Here is a 23,949-nt window from a genome sequence, read left to right as displayed (position 1 = left end):
CTCAAACCCCGGCCAGAAGCAGCACCAGCTTGACGATGCCGAACAGCGTCAATGCAAACACCACCGTGAACCCAATCCCCAGAATCACGAAATGACTCGGCTTGCCGTGAGTGAAATCACGGGTCCGGTTCTTCCCGCTCTGCACCCCGAAAGCCGCTGCCATGACGCTGTGCAGCATTTGCCAGAAGGTTGGCGGCTTGTTGTCGGCCGGATCGTCCATAAAACCCTCGCGTGAACGTAGTTCCTCAGAGCATAGCCAATCCGGCGCTTCGTGCAGGGGTTGAGCAGCCAGCTGTCGAAGCATCGGGTAATCAATCCTCGCGACCGCAATAACTATCTACCGCAGCAGCGGCCATCCGCAATGCTGTCATGTCGCTCCATTTGTCAGGAGAGACAGTATGTCCAGCCATTCCCCGACTTCGTCCACCGAGACGGATATTCACACCCAAACCTTGAACAATAAAAATCCTGTTCCAGGAAAAAGCAGTGTTCACCATCGACTTCTTCAGCTGATGGCTCCCGACTGGTTGGTTGACGCCACGCCGCAAAGGCGTGCTTCGATGAAAAACACCAATGCGCGCCTACCGGACTGGTATCAACAGGCCTCCGCGTATCAACAGCAGGTTTTGACCGACAGTTTCAACGCGAGCTTCACCGCGCAGACCCGATTGGACAAGACGATGTCGTTGCTGCAGGACATCGATACCTTCGCTGCACCGATACTCGCCAAAGCCCTGAAGGATCAGTTCGGTATTGAGGCAGACGTCAACAAAACAATGGTGTGCCTGCGGCGTCCCCTGGAAATTGGCGCCCTTGAGATAGAGGTCTCGACGTTCGAGGTCATGAAGCTGACGTTGTTGCAGGCCGCACTGCATAACTTCGAAGAATCCGAGTGTGAGGAGGGCGCATTTCACCGCAGCTCCGGGTTTGTCGTAGAAACATCGACGCCCGCTACGTTCGAAGTTGTCAGCGTCAATATGACGACCAGTCAGTTTTTGTCACTTTGTCGCACGCTGGATATCGGCGCGCAGTATCAAGCCCATATGAACGGCTTTTTCCACCCCGCGCAGGTGCAGAAGGAAACGACACTTCGTGAACAATTCATTGCCAGCCAAAAAACGGCGATGAGGGCGGCCGCTGAGCTGGCCTTGTTGAAACAGGATATCGAACCGCAAGACTACGCAATGATCCAGGAGGTGATTGATGGCGAAGTCCATCCGTGGCTTGGCGACAGGCAGGTCTGGTTTTGTGACCTGAGTTTGATGAAGCGGCGGATGACTGGCTGCGTTGTGTTCGGCATCTGTGAAAAATATCGTTATACCAATGATTTCATTGTCTACGTTCCCCACGACCCGGAGCATCCGCTCAAGCGCTACACGTCTTCGCAGATGAGGGAAGAATTCAAACGGCAGTTCACGGCCCGGGGGGCATCATCGCCAGATGACGCCACACCGACGGCGCACCAGCGTTTTTTCAGCCAGTTTGTGGCCTACGCCGACCGGCCTTATTATTTCAGTCAGTTCACCCGCAAAACGGCGGACTCGCCGTCTGACCCATTGCGGTCCAGCTGGGTGAAAGTCACCCAGTTCATTCCGCCTTTATCGACTTTTACCCGTATCAAAGAGCTGCCTCCAGAGCACCAGGGCAAGCGGGAACCGGTGGAAGATCCCTATCTCGACCCTCGCAGCGTCGTTCGCCAAGGGGCTGCCGGCATCTGGGCCCCCAACACCGACCTCTGGACATATCTCTATGAGCAAAACCGCGCGAAGGTCATTGCCGATGCGCGCAGCCATGCGGTCCCTACTGCGGATGTCGATGCAAAAGTACGCGCCGAGAAGCTCAATCATCTGCTGGAAATCGGCATGCTGGGGTTGAACCTGGTGTCGGTGTTCGTACCGGTTCTGGGCGAGGTCATGCTCACAGTGATGGCCGGGCAACTGTTGTACGAGTCCTTCGAAGGGGTCATCGAGTGGAGTGAGGGCGATCGCAACGCGGCGAAGGCGCATCTGATCGATGTGGCGGAAAACCTGGCACTGATAGGAGTGATGGCTGGGGTGGGCAAAGGCGTCGGCAAACTGGCAGCAGTGAAGCCCGAACCCATGATCGAGGGGATGGAGCAGATCCAGCGGGCCAATGGCGATACACGATTGTGGAAACCAGACCTTCGTGGTTATGAGAGTGATGTCGCGCTGGGGCGCGCCGCTGCTCCTGACGCGTTGGGACAGTACCGGGCCGAAGGCAAGACTTACGTGCGGCAGAACGGCAAGCACTACGAGACAACCTACGATGAGTCGCTGAAAAAATGGCGAATCAACCATCCGACGGATGAGCAGGCCTGGCAACCCATTCTTGAACACAACGGGCATGGCGCCTGGCGCCATACGTTTGAACGTCCGCTTGGATGGGACCGACTGACCCTGTTGCGGCGTATGGGCCATGTCACCGATGAGCTCAGCGACGAGCAACTGCTCAAGGTTGCCGATGTCAGTGGCGTCAACGACAACGCCTTGCGCAAAATGCATATGGATCATTTGCCTCCGCCCCCTGAATTGCTTGATGCCCTACGGCTGTTCAAGGCCGATCCTGGGGGGGCTCCGGTCATCAAACAGACAGTTCACCGACAATCCATCGGTCGGTTACAGCGCGCTTGTCCTGGCCTCAGTGAGTCTGCTGCGAAAAGAGTTCTGCTGGATGCCAGCGCAGAGGAGCTCGCGCGCCTGGATTCCACTCGACGAATTCCGTTGAGAATGCTGGAGGAGGCCCGTTGGTATGCGCGGGTAGGGCGTACAAGCCAGGCTTTCGCCGGTCTGCATATGGAGAATATGGTGTCGACTGACAGCCAGTGGCTCGCATTGCGGGCACTGGAAAAACTGCCGGGCTGGTCCGGCGATGTGCGCCTGGAAATCCGCGACGGCCACATCAGCGGGCCGCTGATCGATGGCATTGGCAGCGAGACTGCCGCGACACGCAGGTATGTGGTGAAGCAGGGGCCGGCCTTTCAAGCGTTTGATGAACGGGGAATGGCACTCAACCGTGTACCTGGTCCCGGCGCCAGCTTTTTCGACTCTATCATGCACGCCTTGCCGGATGAGTCCCGCCGGGCATTGGGCGTTCCACATGTATGGCGGAGCGCCGAACTGCAGATGGCGATTATCGATTCTGCCGGCAAACATCGAATGGAGTTGGCGCAATTGCTGCAAAAGCGTTTCGGCAGCAACAGAAGGTTCAAACCACCCGTACGTGTAACAGAGCGCACCGTGGGCTACTACGCCAGCGGACGCGGGCAAGGCGTCAATCCTTCTCTGTTGACGCGCGTACAGGACCTTTATCCGGGGCTGTCCAATCAGCAAGCCAACGGTTTTATCCTGAGGCAGTTGCGGACGGGGAAAACCGATGCACAGATTTATGATCTGTTGCAGGCGCGTATGTGTGAGTGGGATGAACTTCAGACCACGCTCGATGAATGGGTGGGTGAGCCCGCAGCGAATCCTTTTTTGCAGTACATGCAGGGGGGCAAGACCTCGGTCGCGCGCAACATCAAGCAATGCTGGCGCAACTCACCGTTGGCCGAAGAGCTTCCCCATTCAAATTCACTGGAGTTGGTCTGCGATGATCCGCTTCCCTCTCTGACTGCGGACTTTTCACACGTGCGTGAACTGAGCGTTCGAGGGAGGTGCATCACTGACGCCAATGCCGATGCACTGCTGGCGAATTTTCCCGGGCTGAAAAGGCTACGAATAAATGCAACGAGCAGTGAGTTCACCAAGGTGCCGAAAGCATTGCGCGGAATGAGTGAGCTCACCGCTCTGGAGCTGTACTCATCCGCTTCCGTGGCAGCAGATCTGACATCAGAATTGAGTTCCCTGACATTGCTCGAGGAACTGAGTATTTATTCTTCGGGGTTCGCGCCGATGAACCTGGATGTCAGTCAGATGCGCAATCTGCGCACACTGGAGGTCGTTGCCCCTTCGTTGAACCAATGGCCGGCCGGAGTTCTTGAGCTGCCCCGCCTTGAACGCCTGAACCTCAAAGGTACAAGCATCAGCAGGCTACCCGACGGCATCTTCGAGGGGCATGAAAAGCTCTGGTCCGGGTTGTCGCTGGACTGGTCGCTGTTCCCGCGCGAAAACTTCAAGCTCGCGTATGAGTACGTCAAGAATCACCCGGAACATCTGGTTGATCAGGAGGAAATGGTCAGCGACTACTGCAAGGGTGAACTTACCCGTTTGGACGTGTTGAGGGGGAACGCTTCTTCTGGGGCGGTGTTCAACGGTTTCCTTCAGCAATGGTTGGGGGCCGAGCCAAGGTTCAAGGCGGTTGAAGCCATGAGCGAGGAATTCAATGCACTGGAGCGGCAATTGAATGACTGGATCAACCGTGCGCTACTGGATATGAATCAGTTTGTGGGGCGCTCGCGGACGGCCGGGTTTATCAAGTCCTGCTGGCGAAACGGAGTGTTCAAGCGGTACGGCTTGAATGTCGATGCCAGGGTGCTTGAGTTGACGAATCTGGACGTCAGTGAGCTTCCGGAGTTGCCCGCGGGTGCTTTCCCCCATGTGCGGACATTGAATCTGAGGGCGGCGCGCGTGCCCGTTGAACAATTTCGAGGCTTTGTCAGAGGATTCTCCGAACTTGAAAATCTCGACCTCAGTGGCAATGGTTTGACCGATGTACCGGTTGCAGCAGAGGACCTTGCGAAGTTGATCCGTCTGGATCTCTCCGGCAACCGGATAGTCGTCGGCCCGGCAGTTCAGCAAGCGTTCGAGGGTATGGGCGCTCTGGAATCCCTGGACTTGAGCGGCAACCCGCTGGACTCACTGGATGTAAGTGCAATGACTTCGCTCAAGGCCCTGAATCTGCGAGCGACGCAGCTGCATGAGTGGCCCGTTGGGGCACAGGATCTGCCGCAGCTGATCTGGATGGATTTGCGTGACAGCAAGGTTTCCTCGCTGCCGGCAACACTGCCGGATGAGGTGCTGCTGAAAATCGATTTGACCGGCACGCCGTTGAACCCGCAAGCCGTGACGGCTCTGAAAGGCGCCTGGCAGCGGATCGAATCCGCCGAAGGGCTGGAGGCCGGTTCATTGGAGAGATTCTCCCGGGAACAAGTGCCGCCGACCTTCCCGCCGAAGGAGAGCAGCTATTCGATCAGTCGTCATTTGTTGCCTCTGCCGCCTGTCCCAATGGGCGAGGGCAGCGTGCATTTCGCCAGGCGCCTGCAACGGTTGAAACCGACTCTGGCCGATGATGATGCCTTGCGAGTGATCGAACAGATGCGCGAGAACGGGGCAACCGACGTGCAGATCGGCGAGCGGTTTGACGGATGGGACCAGACGTTCGAAGCACTGACGCGCCGGGTGAATGGATGGCTGTTTACGCGGGAGTCACACGGTGATGGCTGGATAGTGTCGTCCGAAAGCCGCCGGGCGGCCGCCTTGCGAATCATGGAGTGCTGGCGCGAAGGGCTGACCGACACTGGTGCAGTGGCAGGCTCAAAGCTGGATTTCAATGGTCTGCAACTGGGTGATCTGCCTGAGCTGCCTGCAGGTTTTTCCCATGTGGATACCTTGAACCTGACCGGAGTAAGGCTTACCGCACAAGGCTCCAATGGCTTCTTCAGAGCCTTTGCAAAAGTGAAAACACTGGAGCTTAACGGCAATAAACTGCAGTACTTGCCTGAGCCGATCCAGTCCATGAGTCAGCTTGAACGGCTGGAGCTCTCCACTAACCGGTTGAGCGACACCGAGCACCTTTATACCTCGTTGAGCCGCCTGGAGCGTTTGCAATGGCTGGATCTGGGTTACAACGATCTGGAGACTTTCGATGTCAGTCATTTTGAGCGACTCGAGACACTCGATCTGCGTCGCAACGATCTGACCGCCTTCCCGGAGGGTGTGCTGCAAGCCCGCCATCTCAGAATCTTGAACCTGAGTGGTAACGACATCACAACGATTGCGCCAGAGGCCCTGGATAACAGTCACGAAGCTTTGATGGCCGGTACCGACCTGAGTGACAACCACAACCTGTCGCATGAGAGTCTTGAACTCCTGCGCGAATACCGCGAAACCGGCAGGCGCGACTCTGTGCTGGGGATCTCGCGCCCAGAACTTGACGATATGATGGCTGAACCCAGCGATGACAGCGAAAGTGAGAGCGCCGAATCAGATGAAGATCTCTCCGATATGGCGCTTGATTCTGCACAAGAAGCAGCGTGGCTGACCGATGCCTCCCCCGAAGAATCGGGCAGAAAAACGCGAATCTGGAACCAGCTCGCCGCGGAGCCGGACAATGCTGCGTTCTTCCATTTACTGTCGCGCTTACAGGATACGCAGGAGTTCAGGGTGGCCAAAGCGGACCTGACCCGACGGGTGTGGACGGTGCTGGAGGCCGCCGCCAGCAACAGTGAGCTGCGGGAAGTCCTGTTCGCCAGCTCCAGTACCCATGGCACCTGTGTCGATGGTCGAATCCTGACTTTCAGTGGCCTGGAGAGCAAAGTGTTCACCCACAATGCCTTGCTGGATATTCCGGTCGGGCGTCCGGCGGCCAAAGGTGTAGCGCTGTTGAAATTGTCCAGACAACTGTTCCGGTTGGACAAGGTCGACGATCTGGCGACCAAAGCTGCCACCCATGGCGGTCAGGATCAGGCAGAGGTGCGCCTGGGCTATCGAATCGGTTTGACGGGAGGGTGGGACGATGGTCTTGAGTTGCCCGGTCAGCCCAGGCACATGACGTATGCCTCGGGTGTAACACCCCAACAACTGGCTGATGCGCGTATGCAAGTCAGCAATGCCGAACAGAGCGATGGTTTTTTCGAAGACATCATCCTGCGCGATTACTGGGTGGACTACCTCAAGGAAAAATACCCGCAAGAGTTCAGGCAACTCGACGAGGCGGACGTTTCCGAGGAGGTGGATGACGCCGACGAAGCGGCAATGATGAGTCAGTTATTCGAACTTGCAGCCGCACGCAACAGCAAGATGATCGAGCTGTCTCGCAAGGAAGTCGAGGAAATGGGCCTGTCTGCCAGCGGGGCAGGGCAGTCGGGCACATCGGGGGATCTGCGGCGGGCGTGAAACATCACGGTTGGTAACCCCCGGCGCCGGTCTTCCCGGCGCCGGGGTTGTTTCCTGTCAGGTTCTCAGTTGTCGTAACCCAGGTTCGGCGCCAGCCAGCGTTCGGTCACGCTCAACTCCTGGCCTTTACGCGAGGTGTAGCTTTGCACCTGGTCCTTGTCGATCTTGCCCACGGCAAAGTATTGCGCCTGCGGGTGAGCGAAGTACCAGCCGCTGACTGCCGCCGCCGGGAACATGGCGTAGTGCTCGGTGAGGAATACACCACTGCGGCCGGCGCGCATTTCCTGGGCTTCTGGATCGAGCAGGGCAAACAGCTGGGCCTTCTCGGTGTGGTCCGGGCAGGCCGGATAACCCGGTGCCGGACGGATGCCGGTGTACTGCTCCTTGATCAGCGCCTCGTTATCGAGCACTTCATCCTTGGCGTAGCCCCAGTGTTCTTTACGCACTTGCTGGTGCAGCCACTCGGCGCATGCCTCGGCCAGGCGGTCGGCCAGGGCCTTGACCATGATCGAGTTGTAATCGTCGCCAGCGTCCTGGTAAGCCTTGGCCACTTCTTCGGCGCCGATGCCGGCGGTGGTGATGAAACCACCCACGTAGTCGGTCACTTCACTGTCTTTGGGCGCGACGAAGTCGGCCAGGGAGAAGTTCGGCTTGCCGTCGGTCTTGATGATCTGCTGGCGCAGGTGATGCAGCTTGGCCATTGGCTTGCCGTCATCGCCATAGAGCTCGATGTCGTCGTCATGCACCTGATTGGCCGGCCAGAAGCCGAACACCGCGCGTGCGCTGATCAGCTTTTCATCGATCAATTTGCGCAGCATTTCCCTTGCATCGTTGTACAGCGAGGTAGCGGCTTCACCGACCACTTCGTCCTGGAGGATGCGCGGGAACTTGCCGGCCAGGTCCCAGGAGATGAAGAACGGTGTCCAGTCGATGTATTCGGCCAGGACGTCGAGGTCGATGTTGTCCAGCACCCGCGAGCCGGTGAACGTCGGTTTGACCGGCGTGTAGGACGCCCAGTCGAATTGCGGCTTCTTGGCGATGGCCGCGCCATAGCTCAGGCGTTCGGTGCGGGCACTGCGGTTGGACGTACGCTCGCGAACCTCGATGTAATCCAGGCGGGTTTTCTCGACGAAACCGGCCTTGAGCTCCTTGGACAGCAACTGCGTCGCCACGCCCACGGCGCGGGAGGCGTCGGTGACGTAGATCACCGCATCGTTGCTGTACTTCGGCTCGATCTTCACCGCCGTGTGCGCCTTGGAGGTAGTGGCGCCACCGATCATCAACGGCAGGTGGAAGTCCTGACGCTGCATTTCGCGGGCGACATGGACCATCTCATCCAGCGACGGCGTGATCAGGCCGGACAGGCCGATGATGTCGCACTTCTGTTCTTTGGCCACCTGGAGGATTTTCTCCGCCGGGACCATCACGCCGAGGTCGACGATGTCATAGCCGTTGCAGCCCAGCACCACGCCAACGATGTTCTTGCCGATGTCGTGCACGTCGCCTTTTACGGTGGCCATCAGGATCTTGCCCTTGGCCTCCGGCTTGTCGCCCTTTTCCAGTTCGATGAACGGGATCAGGTGCGCCACGGCCTGCTTCATCACGCGGGCGGACTTGACCACCTGCGGCAGGAACATTTTACCGGCGCCGAACAGGTCGCCGACGATGTTCATGCCGGCCATCAACGGGCCTTCGATCACTTCGATCGGGCGGTTGAAGGACAGGCGCGATTCTTCGGTGTCTTCAACGATGTGGGTGGTGATGCCCTTGACCAGCGCATGCTCCAGACGCTTGTTGACGTCCCAGTTGCGCCACTCTTCGGTCTCGGCTTCTTTGACGCTGCCGTCACCCTTGTACTTGTCGGCGATGGCGAGGAGGGCGTCGGTGCCTTCCGGGGTGCGGTTGAGGATCACGTCTTCGACGGCGTCGCGCAGTTCCACCGGGATCTGGTCGTAGATCTCCAGCTGGCCGGCGTTGACGATGCCCATGGTCAGCCCGGCGCGGATCGCGTACAGCAGGAACACCGAGTGGATCGCCTCGCGCACCGGGTTGTTGCCGCGGAACGAGAACGACACGTTGGACACGCCACCGGAGGTCAGCGCATACGGCAGCTCGTCACGGATGTAGGCACAGGCGTTGATGAAATCGACGGCGTAGTTGTTGTGCTCTTCGATACCGGTGGCCACGGCGAAGATGTTCGGGTCGAAGATGATGTCTTCCGGCGGGAAGTCCACTTCGTTGACCAGAATGTCGTAGGAGCGCTTGCAGATTTCTTTCTTGCGCGCTTCGGTGTCGGCCTGGCCGGCTTCGTCGAAGGCCATCACCACCACTGCGGCACCATAGCGCTTGCACAGTTTGGCATGGTGAATGAACTGCTCGACGCCTTCTTTCATGCTGATCGAGTTGACGATGCCCTTGCCCTGGATGCACTTGAGGCCGGCTTCGATCACTTCCCACTTCGAGGAGTCGATCATGATCGGTACGCGGGAGATGTCCGGTTCGCCGGCAATCAGATTGAGGAAGGTCACCATGGCCTTCTTCGAATCGAGCATCCCTTCGTCCATGTTGATGTCGATTACCTGGGCGCCGGCTTCGACCTGCTGCAGGGCGACTTCCAGGGCTTCGGTGTAGTTGTCTTCGCGGATCAGGCGGGCGAACTTGGCGGAACCGGTGATGTTGGTGCGTTCGCCAACGTTGACGAACAGCGAGCTGCGATCGATGGTGAAGGGTTCCAGGCCAGAGAGGCGGCAAGCCTTGGGAATGTCCGGAATTTCGCGCGGCGCATAACCGGCCACGGCCTTGGCGATGGCTTCGATGTGGCCCGGCGTGGTGCCGCAGCAGCCGCCGACGATGTTGAGGAAGCCGCTTTGGGCGAATTCTTCGATGACCTTGGCGGTTTCCGATGGTAGCTCGTCGTACTCACCGAATTCGTTCGGCAGGCCGGCGTTCGGGTGCGCGGAGACGTGGGTATTGGCCTTGTTCGACAGCTCTTCGAGGTACGGGCGCAATTCACGGGCGCCGAGGGCGCAGTTCAGGCCGACGGAAATCGGCTTGGCGTGGGCCACGGAGTTCCAGAACGCTTCGGTGGTCTGGCCGGACAGGGTGCGGCCCGAGGCGTCGGTGATGGTGCCGGAAATCATGATCGGCAGTTCGACGCCCAGTTCCTCGAACACGCCTTGGACGGCGAAGATCGCGGCCTTGGCGTTCAGGGTGTCGAAAATGGTTTCGATCAGGATCAGGTCGGCGCCGCCTTCGATCAGGCCCTTGGTGGACTCGGTGTAGTTTTCCACCAGCTCATCGAAGGTCACGTTGCGGTAGCCGGGGTTGTTCACGTCCGGGGACAACGAGCAGGTGCGGCTGGTCGGGCCGAGTACGCCGGCAACGAAACGCGGCTTGCCCGGGTTCTCGTGGGTTTTCGCATCGGCGACCTTGCGCGCCAGGCGAGCGCCTTCTACGTTCAACTCGTAGGCCAGTTCTTCCATGCCGTAATCGGCCATGGAAATCCGGGTGGCGTTGAAGGTGTTGGTTTCCAGAATGTCGGCGCCTGCGTCCAGGTAGGCTTTTTCAATGCCGCCAATCACGTCCGGACGAGTCAGTACCAACAAGTCGTTGTTGCCTTTGACATCGCTCGGCCAGTCAGCGAAGCGTTTGCCACGGTAATCCTGTTCTTCGAGCTTGTAGCTCTGGATCATCGTGCCCATACCGCCATCGAGAATCAGGATGCGCTCTTTGAGGGCGTGCTTGAGAGCTTGAAGGCGAACGCTGCGATCGGACATTTGGACTACTCGGTAAGACCATGACGAAGGGCCGGGATGATAGCAAACCTGTGCGCTTTTAGAGCATGGCTCGGTTTTGCATGAATATCGTTCATGTTGGCAGGGGTGACAGACCGGTAGAATCGCGGCGTTTTTCAGGATTCGGGACCAGGGACATGTCGTATCGCTTCGTCATCGGCACATTGCTGTTGTTTTTAAGCTGGGGCGCCGTGGCGCAAAGTCCGGCGATTTCCTCTGCCATTTCCTACAGCCGCGATATTCAACCGATCTTCACTGAGAAGTGCGTGGCCTGCCACGCCTGCAACGACGCCGCCTGTCAGCTCAACCTGGGCAGCGGCGAGGGCGCGGCGCGTGGCGCGACGAAAGTCCCGGTCTACGACGGGGACCGCCGCCAGGCGGTTGCACCGACCCGGCTGTTCTATGACGCCTCAGGCAAACAGGCCTGGCAGCAAAAAGGCTTCTATTCGGTACTCGATGCCCAGGGCAGCCAGGCTGCATTGATGGCGCGGATGCTGGAGCTGGGCCATAAAACCCCGTTGCAACCCAACGCGAAGCTGCCGGAAGACATCGTCCTGGGCCTGAACCGGGAAAACATGTGTGCCATGCCCGCGGAGTTCGACGGCTACACCGCCAAGCATCCGAAGGAGGGCATGCCGCTGGCAGTGACCGGCCTGACCGACCAGCAGTACCAGACACTGCAACGCTGGTTGGCGGCGGGCGCGCCCATCGACCGGCAGGACCTTGCCCCCAGCGCAACGGAAGCCCGGCAAGTGGTCCAGTGGGAAAACCTGCTCAATTCGCCGGGCGCCCGGGAAAGTCTGGTGGGGCGCTGGCTGTACGAGCACTGGTTCCTCGCCCATCTCTATTTCAAGGATGGCGAGCCCGGGCATTTCTTCCAGTGGGTACGTTCGCGCACCCCGACCGGCCAGCCGATCGACCTGATCAACACCCGTCGCCCGAACGATGATCCGGGCACGCAGTTTTACTACCGCTTGTGGCCGGTGCAGGGCGTGATCGTGCACAAGACCCACATCACCTACCCCCTGAATGCGGCGAAGCTGGCGCGGGTCAAGAGCCTGTTCTACAGCGGCAACTGGCAGGTCGACGCATTGCCGGGCTATGGGCCGCAGAGCCGGGCCAACCCGTTTGCCACCTTCGAAGCGATTCCGGCCCAGGCGCGCTACCAGTTCATGCTCGATAACGCCGAGTACTTTGTGCGCACGTTTATCCGTGGGCCAGTGTGTCGTGGCCAGATCGCCACCGACGTGATCCGCGATAATTTCTGGGCGTTGTTCCAGGCACCCGAGCACGACCTCTATGTCACTGATCCGAACTATCGCGGGCAGGCTACGCCGCTGCTGGCCATGCCGGGGCAGAACGACGATGTCGGCAGCGTCCTCAGCCTGTGGCACGACTACCGCGACAAACGCAATGAATACGAAGCCTTGCGCCGGGACAGCTACGCCGACCAGCCTGCGCCGAGCTGGTCGACCCTGTGGGCCGGCAACGACAATGCGTTGCTGAGTATCTTCCGCCATTTCGACAGTGCTTCGGTGACCAAGGGCCTGATCGGCGAGGTGCCGCAAACGATGTGGCTGTTCGACTATCCGCTGCTGGAGCGCACCTACTATCAACTGGCAGTGAACTTCGATGTGTTCGGCAACGTCTCCCACCAGGCCCAGACGCGCCTGTATTTCGACTTGATCCGCAACGGTGCCGAGCAAAACTTCCTGCGCCTGATGCCCGCCGATTCCCGGGATGGCTACCTCGATGACTGGTATCAGAACAGTGGCAAATTCAAGATGTGGCTGGACTACGAGTCCATCGACGATGACAAGCCGACTGCACTGAAGCTTGATCCGCGGGATCCAAAGCGGGATTTCGCCCAACAATTGCTGGCCCGTTATGGCGATCTCAATGCCAGGCCCGACCCGATCAACCGCTGCGATGGCGCCTACTGCTCGCGGCCGAATATCGATCCGGACCTGCAAAGTGCCGAACAGGCGTTGAGCCGCCTGGCTTCGCGCCCGGCGGCGGGACTCAAAGTCATCGATCAATTGCCGGAAGCGACCCTGCTGCGGATCGAGACCCGTAGCGGCAAACGCGAGGTCTACAGCCTGCTGCGCAATCGTGCCCACAGTAACGTCGCGTTCCTGCTCGGCGAATCGCTGCGCTATCAGCCTGGGCTCGACACCCTGACGATTTTCCCGGGCGTGCTCAGCAGCTACCCGAACTTCATGTTCAACATCCCGGCCGGGCAAGTGCCGGCGTTTGTGGATGCGATGGAGAACGCCAGGGATACCGACAGCTTCGAGAAAATCGTCGAACGCTGGGGGATACGCCGCAGTCATCCGCAATTCTGGTCTTATTTCCACGATATGAGCCGCTACATCCATGAAACCGATCCGGTGGAAGAGGGCGTGCTGGACATGAACCGCTACGAGAACCTCTGAAACACCACTTGAGCCCCTGTGGGAGCGGGCTTGCTCGCGAAAGCGTTGTATCAGTCGCCATCGCGGTTGCCTGACACGACGTCTTCGCGAGCAAGCCCGCTCCCACAAGGGGAATTGTCGGAATCTTTCCCGACAAAAATACTAGGACTTTGTCCGGCGCGTTGATTGGCGTAAACTGCGCCCAAGCCTGCGAGGAGTTTCCATGACCGCTATTACCATCACTGACGCCGCCCACGATTATCTGGCTGATCTGCTCTCCAAGCAGAACACCCCGGGCATCGGCATCCGCGTCTTCATCACCCAGCCTGGCACCCAGTACGCCGAAACCTGCATTGCCTACTGCAAGCCGGGCGAAGAAAAACCCGAAGACACCGCGCTGGGGCTGAAAAGCTTCACCGCGTACATCGACCACTTCAGCGAAGCTTTCCTGGACGATGCCGTTGTCGACTACGCCACCGACCGCATGGGCGGTCAGCTGACCATCAAGGCGCCAAACGCCAAGGTACCGATGGTCAACGCCGACAGCCCGGTGAACGAGCGCATCAACTACTACCTGCAAACCGAGATCAACCCGGGGCTGGCCAGCCACGGCGGTCAGGTCAGCCTGATCGACGTGGTCGAAGACGGCATCGCCGTCCTGCAGTTCGGCGGTGGTTGCCAGGGCTGTGGCCAGGCCGACGTGACGCTGAAGGAAGGTATCGAGCGTACCTTGCTCGAGCGTATTCCCGAGCTCAAAGGCGTTCGCGACGTGACCGACCACACGCAGAAAGAAAACGCCTACTACTAAGGTGTTCGCTGCGGCATAAAAAACGGCGCCCCGTGAGCGCCGTTTTTTTATGGGTTGAACTCACTGACGCCTTCGCGAGCAAGTCGGATCGCCGCACCGCCGCTCCCACATTTGCAATGCATTCCCCTGTGGGAGCGGGCTTGCTCGCGAAGAGGGCTTATGGGCGATAGAGATGCGCATGCCCCGCACGATACAGCGATGACTCGCTGAAGTGGTCACTGCCCAGCACCCGACCCACCAGAATCAACGCCGTACGGCGAAAGCCCTTGGCTTGAACCTTCCCGGCAATATCCTCAAGCGTCCCGACCACCCAATCCTGATCCGGCCAGCTCGCGCGGTGCACCACCGCAATCGGGCAATCGGCGCCGTAATGCGGCAGCAGTTCCTCAACGATCTTCGGCAGGTGACTGACCCCCAAATGAATCGCCATGGTTGCGCCGTGCTGCGCCAGGCTGGAGAACTCCTCTCCGGGTGGCATGGCGGTTTTGTCGGCGTAGCGCGTCAGGATCACACTCTGTGAAATATCCGGCAGTGTCAGTTCTGCGCCCAAAAGCGCTGCACAAGCGGCTGTGGCCGTAACGCCCGGTACGATTTCGAACGCAATGCCCAGCTCACGCAGATAGCGAATCTGCTCGCCAATGGCGCCATACAGGCTCGGATCGCCGGAATGCACCCGGGCAACATCCTGACCCTTGGCGTGGGCGGTCCTGATCAGGTCGATGATCTGTTCCAGGTGCAGTTCGGCGCTGTTGACCACCTGTTCGGCACAATGACCTTCCAGTACGGCGGCAGGCACCAGGGAGCCGGCATAAATGATCACCGGGCAGCTGCGAATCAGACGCTGGCCCTTGACGGTAATCAGTTCGGGGTCGCCGGGACCTGCGCCAATAAAGTAGACGGTCATCGTCGGTTCCTGTGGGGAAAAAAGGGGCTGAACAGGGCTTCAGATGAAGAATGTTCATGATCGATGGCGGGGATTATCGGGGATTTCAGGCGGCGCCGGCCAATGCCAGTGTTGCCTGGGCATATTTTTGTCGTGGAATCAGTAGTTTTGCCGGGGCCTGAGCCAGTTGTTCTGCCAGGGCCAGTGCGGCGCTTTCCGCCACGCCGTAGCAACCGGTGCGCTCAAACGCTATTTGCGATTGATGACTGAGTTGCGCCTCATAAACGGCCAGTTGTTCGCTGCTGAAGTACATCAATTCCAGGCCAAGTTGCGTCGCCAACTCGATCAGTGCCGGTTCGTCGCGTTTCTGGTCGATGCTGGCCAGGGCCTTGATTTCATGCAACGGGATTTGATGCGCCGCCAACGCCTGGTCGAGCAGCGCCCGCAACGTGCTGACAGGGCAGCCCCGCTGGCAGCCCAGGCCGACCACCAGGGTCGGCGCTGTGCTGACATCCGTCATGCGCGGTATTGGCCATCGCTTTTGCGACGGAACAACCAGGCGCTGATCAGGCCCAGGGCCAGCCAGAACGCCATGTTGGTCAGTTGCGAAGCGATTTTGAATTGTGCTTCCAGCGCCTCGGGAGCGAGCATCGAATGCACTTCCGGTTGCGGTGCGCCAATCACATGGGGAACGGCGAGGATGGCCGCGCCGAGGACTTTCATCAGCCAGTGACGGCTGAATACGATCAGGGCGATACCGACGGCGGTGGAGGCGGCGGTACCGATCCACCACAGTTGCCGTTGCGCCAGGTCGGCTGCGGCAGTGCCGGGCAATTCAGGTGGCAGGCCGAGGGTTGGCGCGAGCACGAATGTCGCATAACCGGCCAGGCCCCAGAGCAGGCCCTGGGAGGTTCTGGTCGGCGCGCGCAAGGTGTACAGGCCGGCCAGCATCAGGGCGAAACCGACAGCCACCACCAGGTTACCGCCGGTGGTAGATAGTACGCGTTGCCAGCCGTCTTCCGGCTCCCAGGCTTCGGCATCATGAGTGTGGGCAGCCATCGCACCGTCGGCATGTTCATGCATTTCAACAGCGGCCGGTTCGGCTTTTTCGTAGGTTTCGGCTTGCAGAATCAGGGGAGCGACCCAGAAACTTTGCAGCAGGGTCAGCAACAGGGCGGCCAGCAGCCCGGTGAAACCTGCTGTTTGCGCAATACGCTTGATCATATTGGCAGGTCTCAATGGCACGGGAACGCGGAGCTGTGACGGGTATCGTGGGCGGCGTTGTGCACCGCTTCGATGTGCGAGAAGCCGGCGAAATACACCAGGCACGCGCCGAGGATCGACGCGCAGACGGCGGCGGTCAGGCGTTGAGCCAGGGTAGAAGTGGTGCTGGTTGTAGTGTGGCCGGTGCTGCTGATGATCGACATGGCGTTTCCCTCTGGTCTGTCAGCGGGGAATGAGAGCGCATGCAAAAACCTGCACGGCCAGGCGCGCAGCGTTTCAAACAGCGCCCGCCCACCGCGGGTTTGTTGTTTCAGTGACCGTTCTGGTCACTTTTGTGTTGCGGGCCGGTCTCCGGGCTCACGAGGGGGCAGGCATCGCCTGATCCTGCAAGCATCACCTTCCCATGCCGTGATGGCACAGTGGATCTGATGCTTCGCTCGCTTACCGTTGCGGGGGCAGCACCGGACTGACATGGCTTAGAAGTAAAGCACATGATTCACCGGTTTCCCGTTTCACCCTGTGAAGGGCACCCGTAACAAGGTGTGTAGGAGAGCATGGGCGGGGGTTGGGCGTCAATTGGCAGGGGTTCTCAACTGGAAACCGAGTTGCGTTCTTCGCGAGCAAGCCCGCTCCCACACTTGACCCTTTTCCCCTGAAAGAACCCGATCAAATGTGGGAGCGGGCTTGCTCGCGAAGGGCACACCGCAGAAGTCACGTGAACATTGACCCGCCCCAATACCATGCGTAGCCTTGCGCTTTCGAGGTTCTTCGGCGTTTGTCGAAGCTAAGAAGGGAACGCGGTCGATGCCGCGGCTGCCCCCGCAACTGTGAACGGTGATGTTCGTTGCCACGCCACTGCAGGCTCAATCCATGAGACCGGCGGGAAGGCGCAGCGAATGCCAGGCTCAAGGCCGGCACACCGTCAGCCAGGAGACCTGCCTCGACACAGATTCTCACTTTCAACCGGGCGGGGTGATCCGGTGGCGAACTCTTCAGGCAACCGCATGCGCGTTGCCGGTTGTCGTCCCGTATGCCCGCCACCTTAGCCATAGGGCATCCGATGAAAACACTGGCCAAACTCCCTGTCACCATCGTTACCGGCTTTCTCGGCTCGGGCAAAACCACGCTGCTACGGCACATGCTCGACAACGCCCAGGGTCGCCGCATCGCGGTGATCGTCAACGAGTTCGGTGAATTGGGCATTGATGGCGAAATCCTCAAGCAGTGCTCGATCGGTTGCACCGAAGAAGAAGCCAGCGGCCGTGTCTATGAGCTGGCCAACGGCTGCCTGTGCTGCACCGTCCAGGAAGAATTCTTCCCGGTGATGCGCGAACTGGTGGCCCGTCGCGGCGATCTCGACCACATCCTCATCGAAACCTCCGGCCTGGCCCTGCCAAAGCCGCTGGTGCAAGCCTTCCAGTGGCCGGAAATCCGCAGCGCCTGCACCGTTGACGCGGTCATCACTGTGGTCGACAGCCCGGCCGTGGCCGCCGGCACCTTTGCCGCGTTCCCGGACCAGGTCGACGCCCAGCGCAAACTCGACCCGAACCTGGACCACGAATCGCCGCTGCACGAACTGTTCGCTGACCAACTGGCCAGCGCCGACCTGGTGATCCTCAACAAAACTGACCTGATCGCCCCGGCAGACCTCGCCCGCGTGCGCCTGGAAGTCGCCGAAGAGTTGCCGCCAGCGGTGAAAATCGTCGAAGCCAGCAGCGGTCGCTTGCCGCTGGACGTGCTGATCGGCCTCGGTGCCGGCTCCGAAGAACACATCGACAGCCGTCACAGCCACCACGACCATCACCACGATGGCGACGACGATCATGATGACCACGATCACGACGCCTTCGATTCGATTTCCATCGAACTGCCGCAAGCCGACGAAAGCCTGCTGATGGACGCGCTGACCCAACTGGTGGTCCAGCACGGCATCCTGCGCGTCAAAGGCTTCGCCGCCGTTCCGAACAAGCCGATGCGCCTGCTGATCCAGGGCGTGGGCACGCGTTTCGACAAGCACTTCGACCGCCAGTGGGGTGCTGAAGAAGCGCGCATCACCCGCCTGGTGCTGATCGGCCAGGAGCTCGACGCTACTGTTCTCGAAGCGCAACTGCGCGCCGCGCTCAGCGTGTAAGCCATGCACCTGCTCAGGACCCAGCCCGGCGGTTTCGTGTCGGATGACAACATCGCCGACCTTGGACAAACCCCCGCCGAGCTGGTGGTCCTGTGCAGCGGCGATTCCAGCCTGGCGCTGCTCGCCGAGGCAGCGCAGCAGTTGCCCGACGATTATCCGGGCGTGCGCCTGGCCAACCCGATGCAGGTGCAGAACCATGCCTCGGTCGATTTGTACGTCGACGAAGTGCTGCGTCACGCCAAGGTGATCCTGATTTCACTGCACGGCGGCATCGCCTATTGGCGTTACGGCATCGAGCGTCTGGTCGAACTGTCGCAGCGCGGCGTGCAGGTCATTCTGGTACCGGGCGATGATCGCCCGGACCCGGAGCTCAGCGACCTGAGCACCGTCGGCGTCGAGGATCGCGACCGGCTCTGGCAATTTCTGCGTCAGGGTGGCATGGGTAACGCCCTGGACTTCTTCCGCTGTCTGGCCAATCGCTGGCTGGCACGTGATTACACCTGGGGCGAACCGCAAACCCTGCCACGCACAGCGATTTACCATCCGCACAAACATTCTGCCGCACTGCGCGACTGGCAGGCCGACTGGTACGCCGATCAACCCGTGGCGGCGGTGCTGTTTTACCGCTCGCATTTGCAGGCGGCGAACACCGCTTTCATTGATGTTTTTTGCCAGCGTTTGCAGGCAGCGGGGTTGAATCCGTTGCCGATCGCGCTGGCGAGCCTGAAAGAGCCCGGCTGCCTTGGCGTGGTCGAGGACTGGCTCGACGAGGCCAACGTCTCGGTGATTCTGAATACCACCGGCTTCGCCCAATCCAGCCCGGAAGCACCCCATCTGCGCCCGTTTCGCCGCAATATTCCGGTGATCCAGGCGATTTGCGCCCAGGACAACGAACCGGGTTGGCGCGCCAGTGAACAGGGGCTTGGTCCTCGCGACCTGGCGATGCACATCGCCTTGCCGGAACTGGACGGGCGCATCATCAGCCGCCCAATCAGCTTCAAGGACCTGGCGTGGCGCAGTGAGCGCAGTCAGTCGGATGTGGTGTGCTACCGGCCACAGCCGGAACGCATGGACTTCGTTGCCGAACTGGCACGGCGCTGGGTCGAACTGGCGCGGGTGCCGAACGCCGAGAAACGCATTGCCCTGATTCTCGCCAATTACCCGACCCGCGACGGTCGCATCGGCAATGGCGTCGGCCTCGACACCCCGGCCGCTGCGCTGAATATCCTGCGGGCACTGCATGCCGAAGGTTATCCGTTGCCGGCAGAGTTGCCGGACAGCGGCACCCGCCTGATCCAGCAGTTGCTGGGCGGGGTCAGCAACGATCTCGACACCCTCGACTTGCGTCCGTGCCAACAAAGCCTGGCCATGGACGATTACCTGGCGATGTTCAACGCACTGCCCGAAGCCAACCGCGCGGCGGTAGAAGAACGTTGGGGGGCGCCGGAGAACGACCCGATGTGTCGTAGCGGGCGAATGATGATCGCCGGCCTGCGTTTCGGTCTGACCTTCGTCGGCATTCAACCGGCCCGGGGTTATCAGGTCGACCCGAGCGCTGTGTACCACGATCCGGACCTGGTACCGCCCCACGGTTACCTGGCGTTTTACTTCTGGCTGCGCAACACCTATGGCGCCCACGGTGTGATCCACGTCGGCAAACACGGTAACCTTGAATGGCTGCCGGGCAAGGGTGTCGGGCTCTCGGAACACTGCTGGCCGGATGCACTGCTCGGGCCGCTGCCGAACATCTATCCGTTCATCGTCAACGACCCGGGCGAGGGTGCCCAGGCCAAGCGGCGGACCCAAGCGGTTATCATCGATCACTTGATGCCACCACTGACCCGCGCCGAAACCTATGGTCCGCTGCGCAACCTCGAACTGTTGGCAGACGAATATTACGAAGCGCAGCTGCTCGATCCGCGCCGCGCCCGAGAGTTGCAGCGCGACATCCTGCAACTGGTGCGCGACACGCACATCGACCGTGAACTGCAACTGGACGAGCAACTCGACAGCGATGCCGACGCAGCGATCTGGTTGCCGCGTCTGGACACTTACCTGTGTGACTTGAAAGAGTCGCAGATCCGCGACGGCCTGCATGTGTTCGGCGAATCGCCCACCGGGCGCTTGCGCATTGACACTTTGCTCGCGCTGTTGCGCATTCCACGGGGCGATGGCCGTGGGGCGCAGTCGAGTCTGCTGCGGGCGTTGGCCAAGGCTTTCGAGCTGGGGTTCGATCCGCTCGATTGTGCATTGGCCGAGCCGTGGACCGGGCCTCGACCGAATGCCTTGTTGTCGATCAGCCATGAACTCTGGCGCACCACTGGCGATACCCGCGAACGCCTCGAGCTGTTCGCCACACAACTGATCTCGCAGGCAGTGGATGCTCCCTCCCAAACCAAACCTGGCCCTTGTAGGAGCGAGCTTGCTCGCGATGTTGTGTCAGCCACATTGGTGTCGACTGACACTCCATCGCGAGCAAGCTTGCTCCTACAGGGGGCAGGCTGGATTGAGGTACAAGCCATCCTCGACAGCCTGCGCGAGGTGGTCGCCCCGCGTCTGGACGCCTGCGGCCCGGCGGAAATGCGCGGTTTGCTCGATGCCCTGAGCGGTCGCTTCGTCCCCGCTGGCCCGAGCGGTGCACCGAGTCGCGGTCGTCTGGACGTGCTGCCCACCGGGCGCAATTTTTACTCGGTGGACGTGCGCAACCTGCCGACCACCACGGCGTGGCGCATCGGTTTCCAGTCGGCCAACCTGATTCTCGAACGGCATCTGCAAGACCACGGCGATCATTTGCGCCAGCTCGGCCTGTCGGTATGGGGCACCGCGACCATGCGCACCGGCGGCGATGACATCGCCCAGGCGATGGCGTTGATGGGGGTGCGTCCGGTCTGGGCGACCGGCAGTCAGCGGGTCGATGATTTCGAGATTCTGCCGTTGAGTTTGCTTGACCGTCCGCGGGTGGACGTGACCTTGCGGGTGTCCGGTTTCTTCCGTGATGCCTTCGCCAATCTGATTCGCTTGTTCGACGCGGCGGTGCAAGCGGTCGCCGACCTGGATGAGCCGGACGACCTCAATCCGCTGGCGGCCAAGGTGCGCGCCGAGCGTGCAGCCTTGTTGCAGGCAGGGCTCGATGAAGACGCGGCGCGACGTCAGGCCGGCTGGCGGATTTTCGGGGCCAAACCCGGTGCCTACGGCGCAGGCGTGCAGGGCGCCATCGATGGTCGGCTGTGGCAGACCCGCGAGGATTTGGCCGAGGTCTACCTCAACTGGGGTGGCTACGCTTACGGTGGTGCTGACGAGGGCACCGCCGCTCGTGAGCAGTTCACTCAGCGCCTGAGCCAGGTACAGGCGGTGCTGCAAAACCAGGATAACCGCGAGCACGATCTGCTCGACTCCAACGATTACTACCAGTTCCAGGGCGGCATGCTTGCGGCGGTGGAAAGCCTGAAAGGCGAGGTGGCGGCCAGTTATCATGGCGATCACAGTCAGCCGGACTTGCCGAAGATTCGCACCTTGAAGGAAGAGCTGAACCGGGTCATCCGCTCCCGGGCCGCCAATCCGAAATGGCTCGAAGGCGTTAAACGCCACGGCTACAAAGGTGCGTTCGAAATGGCCGCGACAGTCGATAACCTGTTCGCCTTCGATGCCACTACGCAGTTGATTGACGATCACCAGTACGCGTTGCTGGCCGATGCCTATTTGCTCGACCCGGACACCCGGGACTTCGTTCGCGAACACAATCCCCATGCCTTGCGCGACATGACTGAACGCATGCTCGAGGCGCAACAACGCGGGATGTGGAAGGACCCGGGCGAGTACCGCGAGGCGCTGGAGAATTTGTTGCTGGATATAGAAGAAGACAGCTGATGCGCCACATGGCACTCAAGTGACTGTGAAATTACCGACCATGACCGAGTATTGAAGATGACCTACACCCCGCATTTCCCCCTCTCCGCCGTGGTCGGCGCCGACGATTTGAAGCTGGCCCTGTACTTGACCGCCATCGACCCGAAAATCGGCGGTGTACTGATCGAAGGCCCGCGGGGCATGGCCAAGTCGACCCTGGCCCGCGGTCTGGCGGACCTGCTGGCCAGCGGTCAGTTCGTCACATTGCCCTTGGGTGCCACCGAGGAACGCCTGGTCGGTACCCTCGATCTCGACGTGGCGCTGGGCGAAGGTCGCGCGCAGTTTTCGCCCGGCGTACTGGCCAGGGCTGACGGCGGCGTGCTTTACGTCGACGAGGTCAATCTGTTGCCTGATCACCTCGTTGACCTGCTGCTCGATGTGGCCGCCAGCGGCACCAATCTGGTCGAGCGTGATGGCATTTCCCATCGGCACTCGGCGAAGTTCGTGCTGATTGGCACCATGAACCCGGAGGAGGGTGAACTGCGTCCGCAACTGCTCGACCGCTTCGGCTTGAACGTCGCCCTGAGTGGCCAAACAGCTCCGACAGAACGAGGCCAGATCATTCGCCGTCGCCTGGATTTCGACAGCGATCCGCAAGCTTTCTGCGTCGAATGGGAATCGGCGCAGGCGTCTCTGCGCGAACGTTGCCAGAACGCACGCAACGCCCTGGCAAGCATTCCCCTCGACGACCAGGCGCTGGCATGTATCACTGAACGTTGCTTTGCCGCCGGCGTCGATGGCTTGCGCGCCGATCTGGTCTGGCTGCGTGCCGCACGGGCTCACGCCGCCTGGCGCGGGGCAAACGCTATCGCCGAACAAGATATCGACGCAGTCGCCGAGTTCGCTTTGCGCCATCGCCGTCGCGAGCATTCGGCGCCGACGTCTCAGGAATCCCACGCGCCGCAATCCACTGCACCGCAGAACGCCAACCCGAGCGAAGGGCAGGGCCAGTGGGGCGAATTGCCTGCCCAGGCGCTGGCGGTCGGCGCCCGACGTGAAGTGCCGAGCTGGCCAAAAAAGCCCTAGGCATTCGCCCTCGCTCCGACGCGGGGGCGAATGCCAGACCTCGAGCCGGGCGGCTGGACCACGGCAAACTGGGCAAACGTCACGCAGCCCGCAGTGGTTCGGTCAACTGGCCCGGCACATTGCTCAATGGCCGGCCGCGTCAGCGCGACGATCTGTTGTTTCACCTGCGTACTCGCTCGCCCCATGAACTGTGGCTGGTGATCGTTGATGCCTCCGCATCGACCCGCCGTCATCAGGCATTGAGCGATGCCAAGGGCTTGCTGGCGCAACTGTTCGACGATGCCTATCGCCAGCGTGCACGCCTGGCCCTGCTCACGGCCAGCGGTTCTGCGCCCAAGTGGCAGGTGCAGGGCTTCAAGGCTTTCACGGGGCTGCGCCATTGGCTCGATGGCCTTGGCGCGGGTGGCGGCACGCCGTTGCTGGCGGCATTGAGCGAAGCAGGGCGATGGCTTGGCGCACGGCAAAAGCGCTTTCCGGCAGAGCAGCAGCGGTTGTTGTTGGTGACCGATGGCCGGCTGAAGGACTGGCCGCTGCTGCCGACGCTGGAATGTCCGGGGCTGTTGATCGACATCGAGCGCGGGCCGATCCGGCTTGGGCGCAGCAAGTTGCTGGCTGCGCAGTTGCAGGCTGAGTATCGGCACATTGACGAGCTGATTCCTGGCTGAGATCTGTTTCGCCTGTACTGGCCTC

At 60.6% G+C, this 23,949-nt stretch carries 13 protein-coding genes and 2 riboswitches; of the genes, 7 read left to right on the top strand and 6 right to left on the bottom strand.

What is annotated here, in order from left to right:
- Nucleotide 1 precedes the first annotated feature (1 nt).
- Nucleotides 2–220, bottom strand: coding sequence for a DUF2970 domain-containing protein (locus tag ACEN8Q_RS09010; RefSeq protein ID WP_413423546.1), 219 nt, complete (start codon nt 218–220; stop codon nt 2–4).
- A 178-nt stretch (nt 221–398) separates the two neighbouring features.
- On the opposite strand from ACEN8Q_RS09010, the gene ACEN8Q_RS09005 reads away from it, so the two are divergent.
- Entirely contained in the window at nt 399–7,073 is a 6,675-nt protein-coding gene (locus ACEN8Q_RS09005; RefSeq protein ID WP_413705021.1) for an NEL-type E3 ubiquitin ligase domain-containing protein, read from the top strand.
- A gap of 65 nt (nt 7,074–7,138) precedes the next feature.
- Here the strand turns inward: ACEN8Q_RS09005 and metH are convergent, their stop codons facing one another.
- Nucleotides 7,139–10,849 (bottom strand): methionine synthase, encoded by a 3,711-nt coding sequence (gene metH / locus ACEN8Q_RS09000; protein WP_413705020.1) that lies wholly within the window; start codon nt 10,847–10,849, stop codon nt 7,139–7,141.
- A gap of 155 nt (nt 10,850–11,004) precedes the next feature.
- Between metH and ACEN8Q_RS08995 the strand changes: the two genes are divergently transcribed.
- Together ACEN8Q_RS08995 and nfuA are read left to right on the top strand one after the other, a co-directional pair.
- Nucleotides 11,005–13,302 carry a fatty acid cis/trans isomerase gene (locus ACEN8Q_RS08995; RefSeq protein ID WP_413423540.1) on the top strand — a complete coding sequence of 766 codons (2,298 nt, stop codon included), beginning with the start codon at nt 11,005–11,007 and terminating at the stop codon, nt 13,300–13,302.
- 202 nt (nt 13,303–13,504) lie between these two features.
- Nucleotides 13,505–14,089 (top strand): Fe-S biogenesis protein NfuA, encoded by a 585-nt coding sequence (gene nfuA, locus ACEN8Q_RS08990; protein ID WP_007912592.1) that lies wholly within the window; start codon nt 13,505–13,507, stop codon nt 14,087–14,089.
- Nucleotides 14,090–14,246: 157 nt separating this feature from the next.
- On the opposite strand, the gene cobM is transcribed toward nfuA, so the two are convergent.
- From cobM to ACEN8Q_RS08970, 4 genes are all read right to left on the bottom strand, one after another.
- On the bottom strand, nt 14,247–14,993 hold the full coding sequence (gene cobM / locus ACEN8Q_RS08985; RefSeq protein WP_413423538.1) for a precorrin-4 C(11)-methyltransferase: 747 nt from the start codon (nt 14,991–14,993) through the stop codon (nt 14,247–14,249).
- Between the two features lie 85 nt (nt 14,994–15,078).
- Nucleotides 15,079–15,492 (bottom strand): cobalamin biosynthesis protein, encoded by a 414-nt coding sequence (locus ACEN8Q_RS08980; RefSeq protein WP_413423536.1) that lies wholly within the window; start codon nt 15,490–15,492, stop codon nt 15,079–15,081.
- Complete coding sequence (locus ACEN8Q_RS08975) at nt 15,489–16,196, bottom strand: CbtA family protein (RefSeq protein WP_413423534.1); 708 nt, start codon at nt 16,194–16,196, stop codon at nt 15,489–15,491. Before ACEN8Q_RS08975 ends, ACEN8Q_RS08980 begins: the two co-directional genes overlap by 4 nt.
- Before the next feature lie 11 nt (nt 16,197–16,207).
- The gene (locus tag ACEN8Q_RS08970) at nt 16,208–16,399 is read right to left on the bottom strand and encodes a CbtB domain-containing protein (RefSeq protein WP_413423532.1); all 192 of its coding nucleotides are present in this window, start codon (nt 16,397–16,399) and stop codon (nt 16,208–16,210) included.
- A 121-nt stretch (nt 16,400–16,520) separates the two neighbouring features.
- Nucleotides 16,521–16,745: riboswitch (cobalamin riboswitch) on the bottom strand.
- Between the two features lie 195 nt (nt 16,746–16,940).
- Nucleotides 16,941–17,154, top strand: a riboswitch (cobalamin riboswitch).
- Between the two features lie 102 nt (nt 17,155–17,256).
- Here ACEN8Q_RS08970 and cobW point away from each other — a divergent pair.
- The 4 genes from cobW to ACEN8Q_RS08950 all read left to right on the top strand — a co-directional run bounded on the left by cobW (nt 17,257) and on the right by ACEN8Q_RS08950 (nt 23,924).
- Entirely contained in the window at nt 17,257–18,327 is a 1,071-nt protein-coding gene (cobW, locus tag ACEN8Q_RS08965; protein WP_413705482.1) for a cobalamin biosynthesis protein CobW, read from the top strand.
- A 3-nt stretch (nt 18,328–18,330) separates the two neighbouring features.
- The gene (cobN, locus tag ACEN8Q_RS08960) at nt 18,331–22,194 is read left to right on the top strand and encodes a cobaltochelatase subunit CobN (RefSeq protein WP_413705019.1); all 3,864 of its coding nucleotides are present in this window, start codon (nt 18,331–18,333) and stop codon (nt 22,192–22,194) included.
- 57 nt (nt 22,195–22,251) lie between these two features.
- A complete protein-coding gene (locus ACEN8Q_RS08955; protein ID WP_413423528.1) occupies nt 22,252–23,259 on the top strand; it encodes an ATP-binding protein in 1,008 nt (335 codons plus the stop codon).
- A 119-nt stretch (nt 23,260–23,378) separates the two neighbouring features.
- Nucleotides 23,379–23,924, top strand: coding sequence for a vWA domain-containing protein (locus tag ACEN8Q_RS08950; protein WP_413423526.1), 546 nt, complete (start codon nt 23,379–23,381; stop codon nt 23,922–23,924).
- Nucleotides 23,925–23,949: the final 25 nt, after the last annotated feature.

This window comes from Pseudomonas sp. Pseusp16, from assembly GCF_047324915.1.
In the GTDB taxonomy this organism is placed as follows: Bacteria; Pseudomonadota; Gammaproteobacteria; order Pseudomonadales; family Pseudomonadaceae; genus Aquipseudomonas; species Aquipseudomonas fluorescens_CD.
This window is presented reverse-complemented; position numbering and strand designations above follow the sequence as displayed.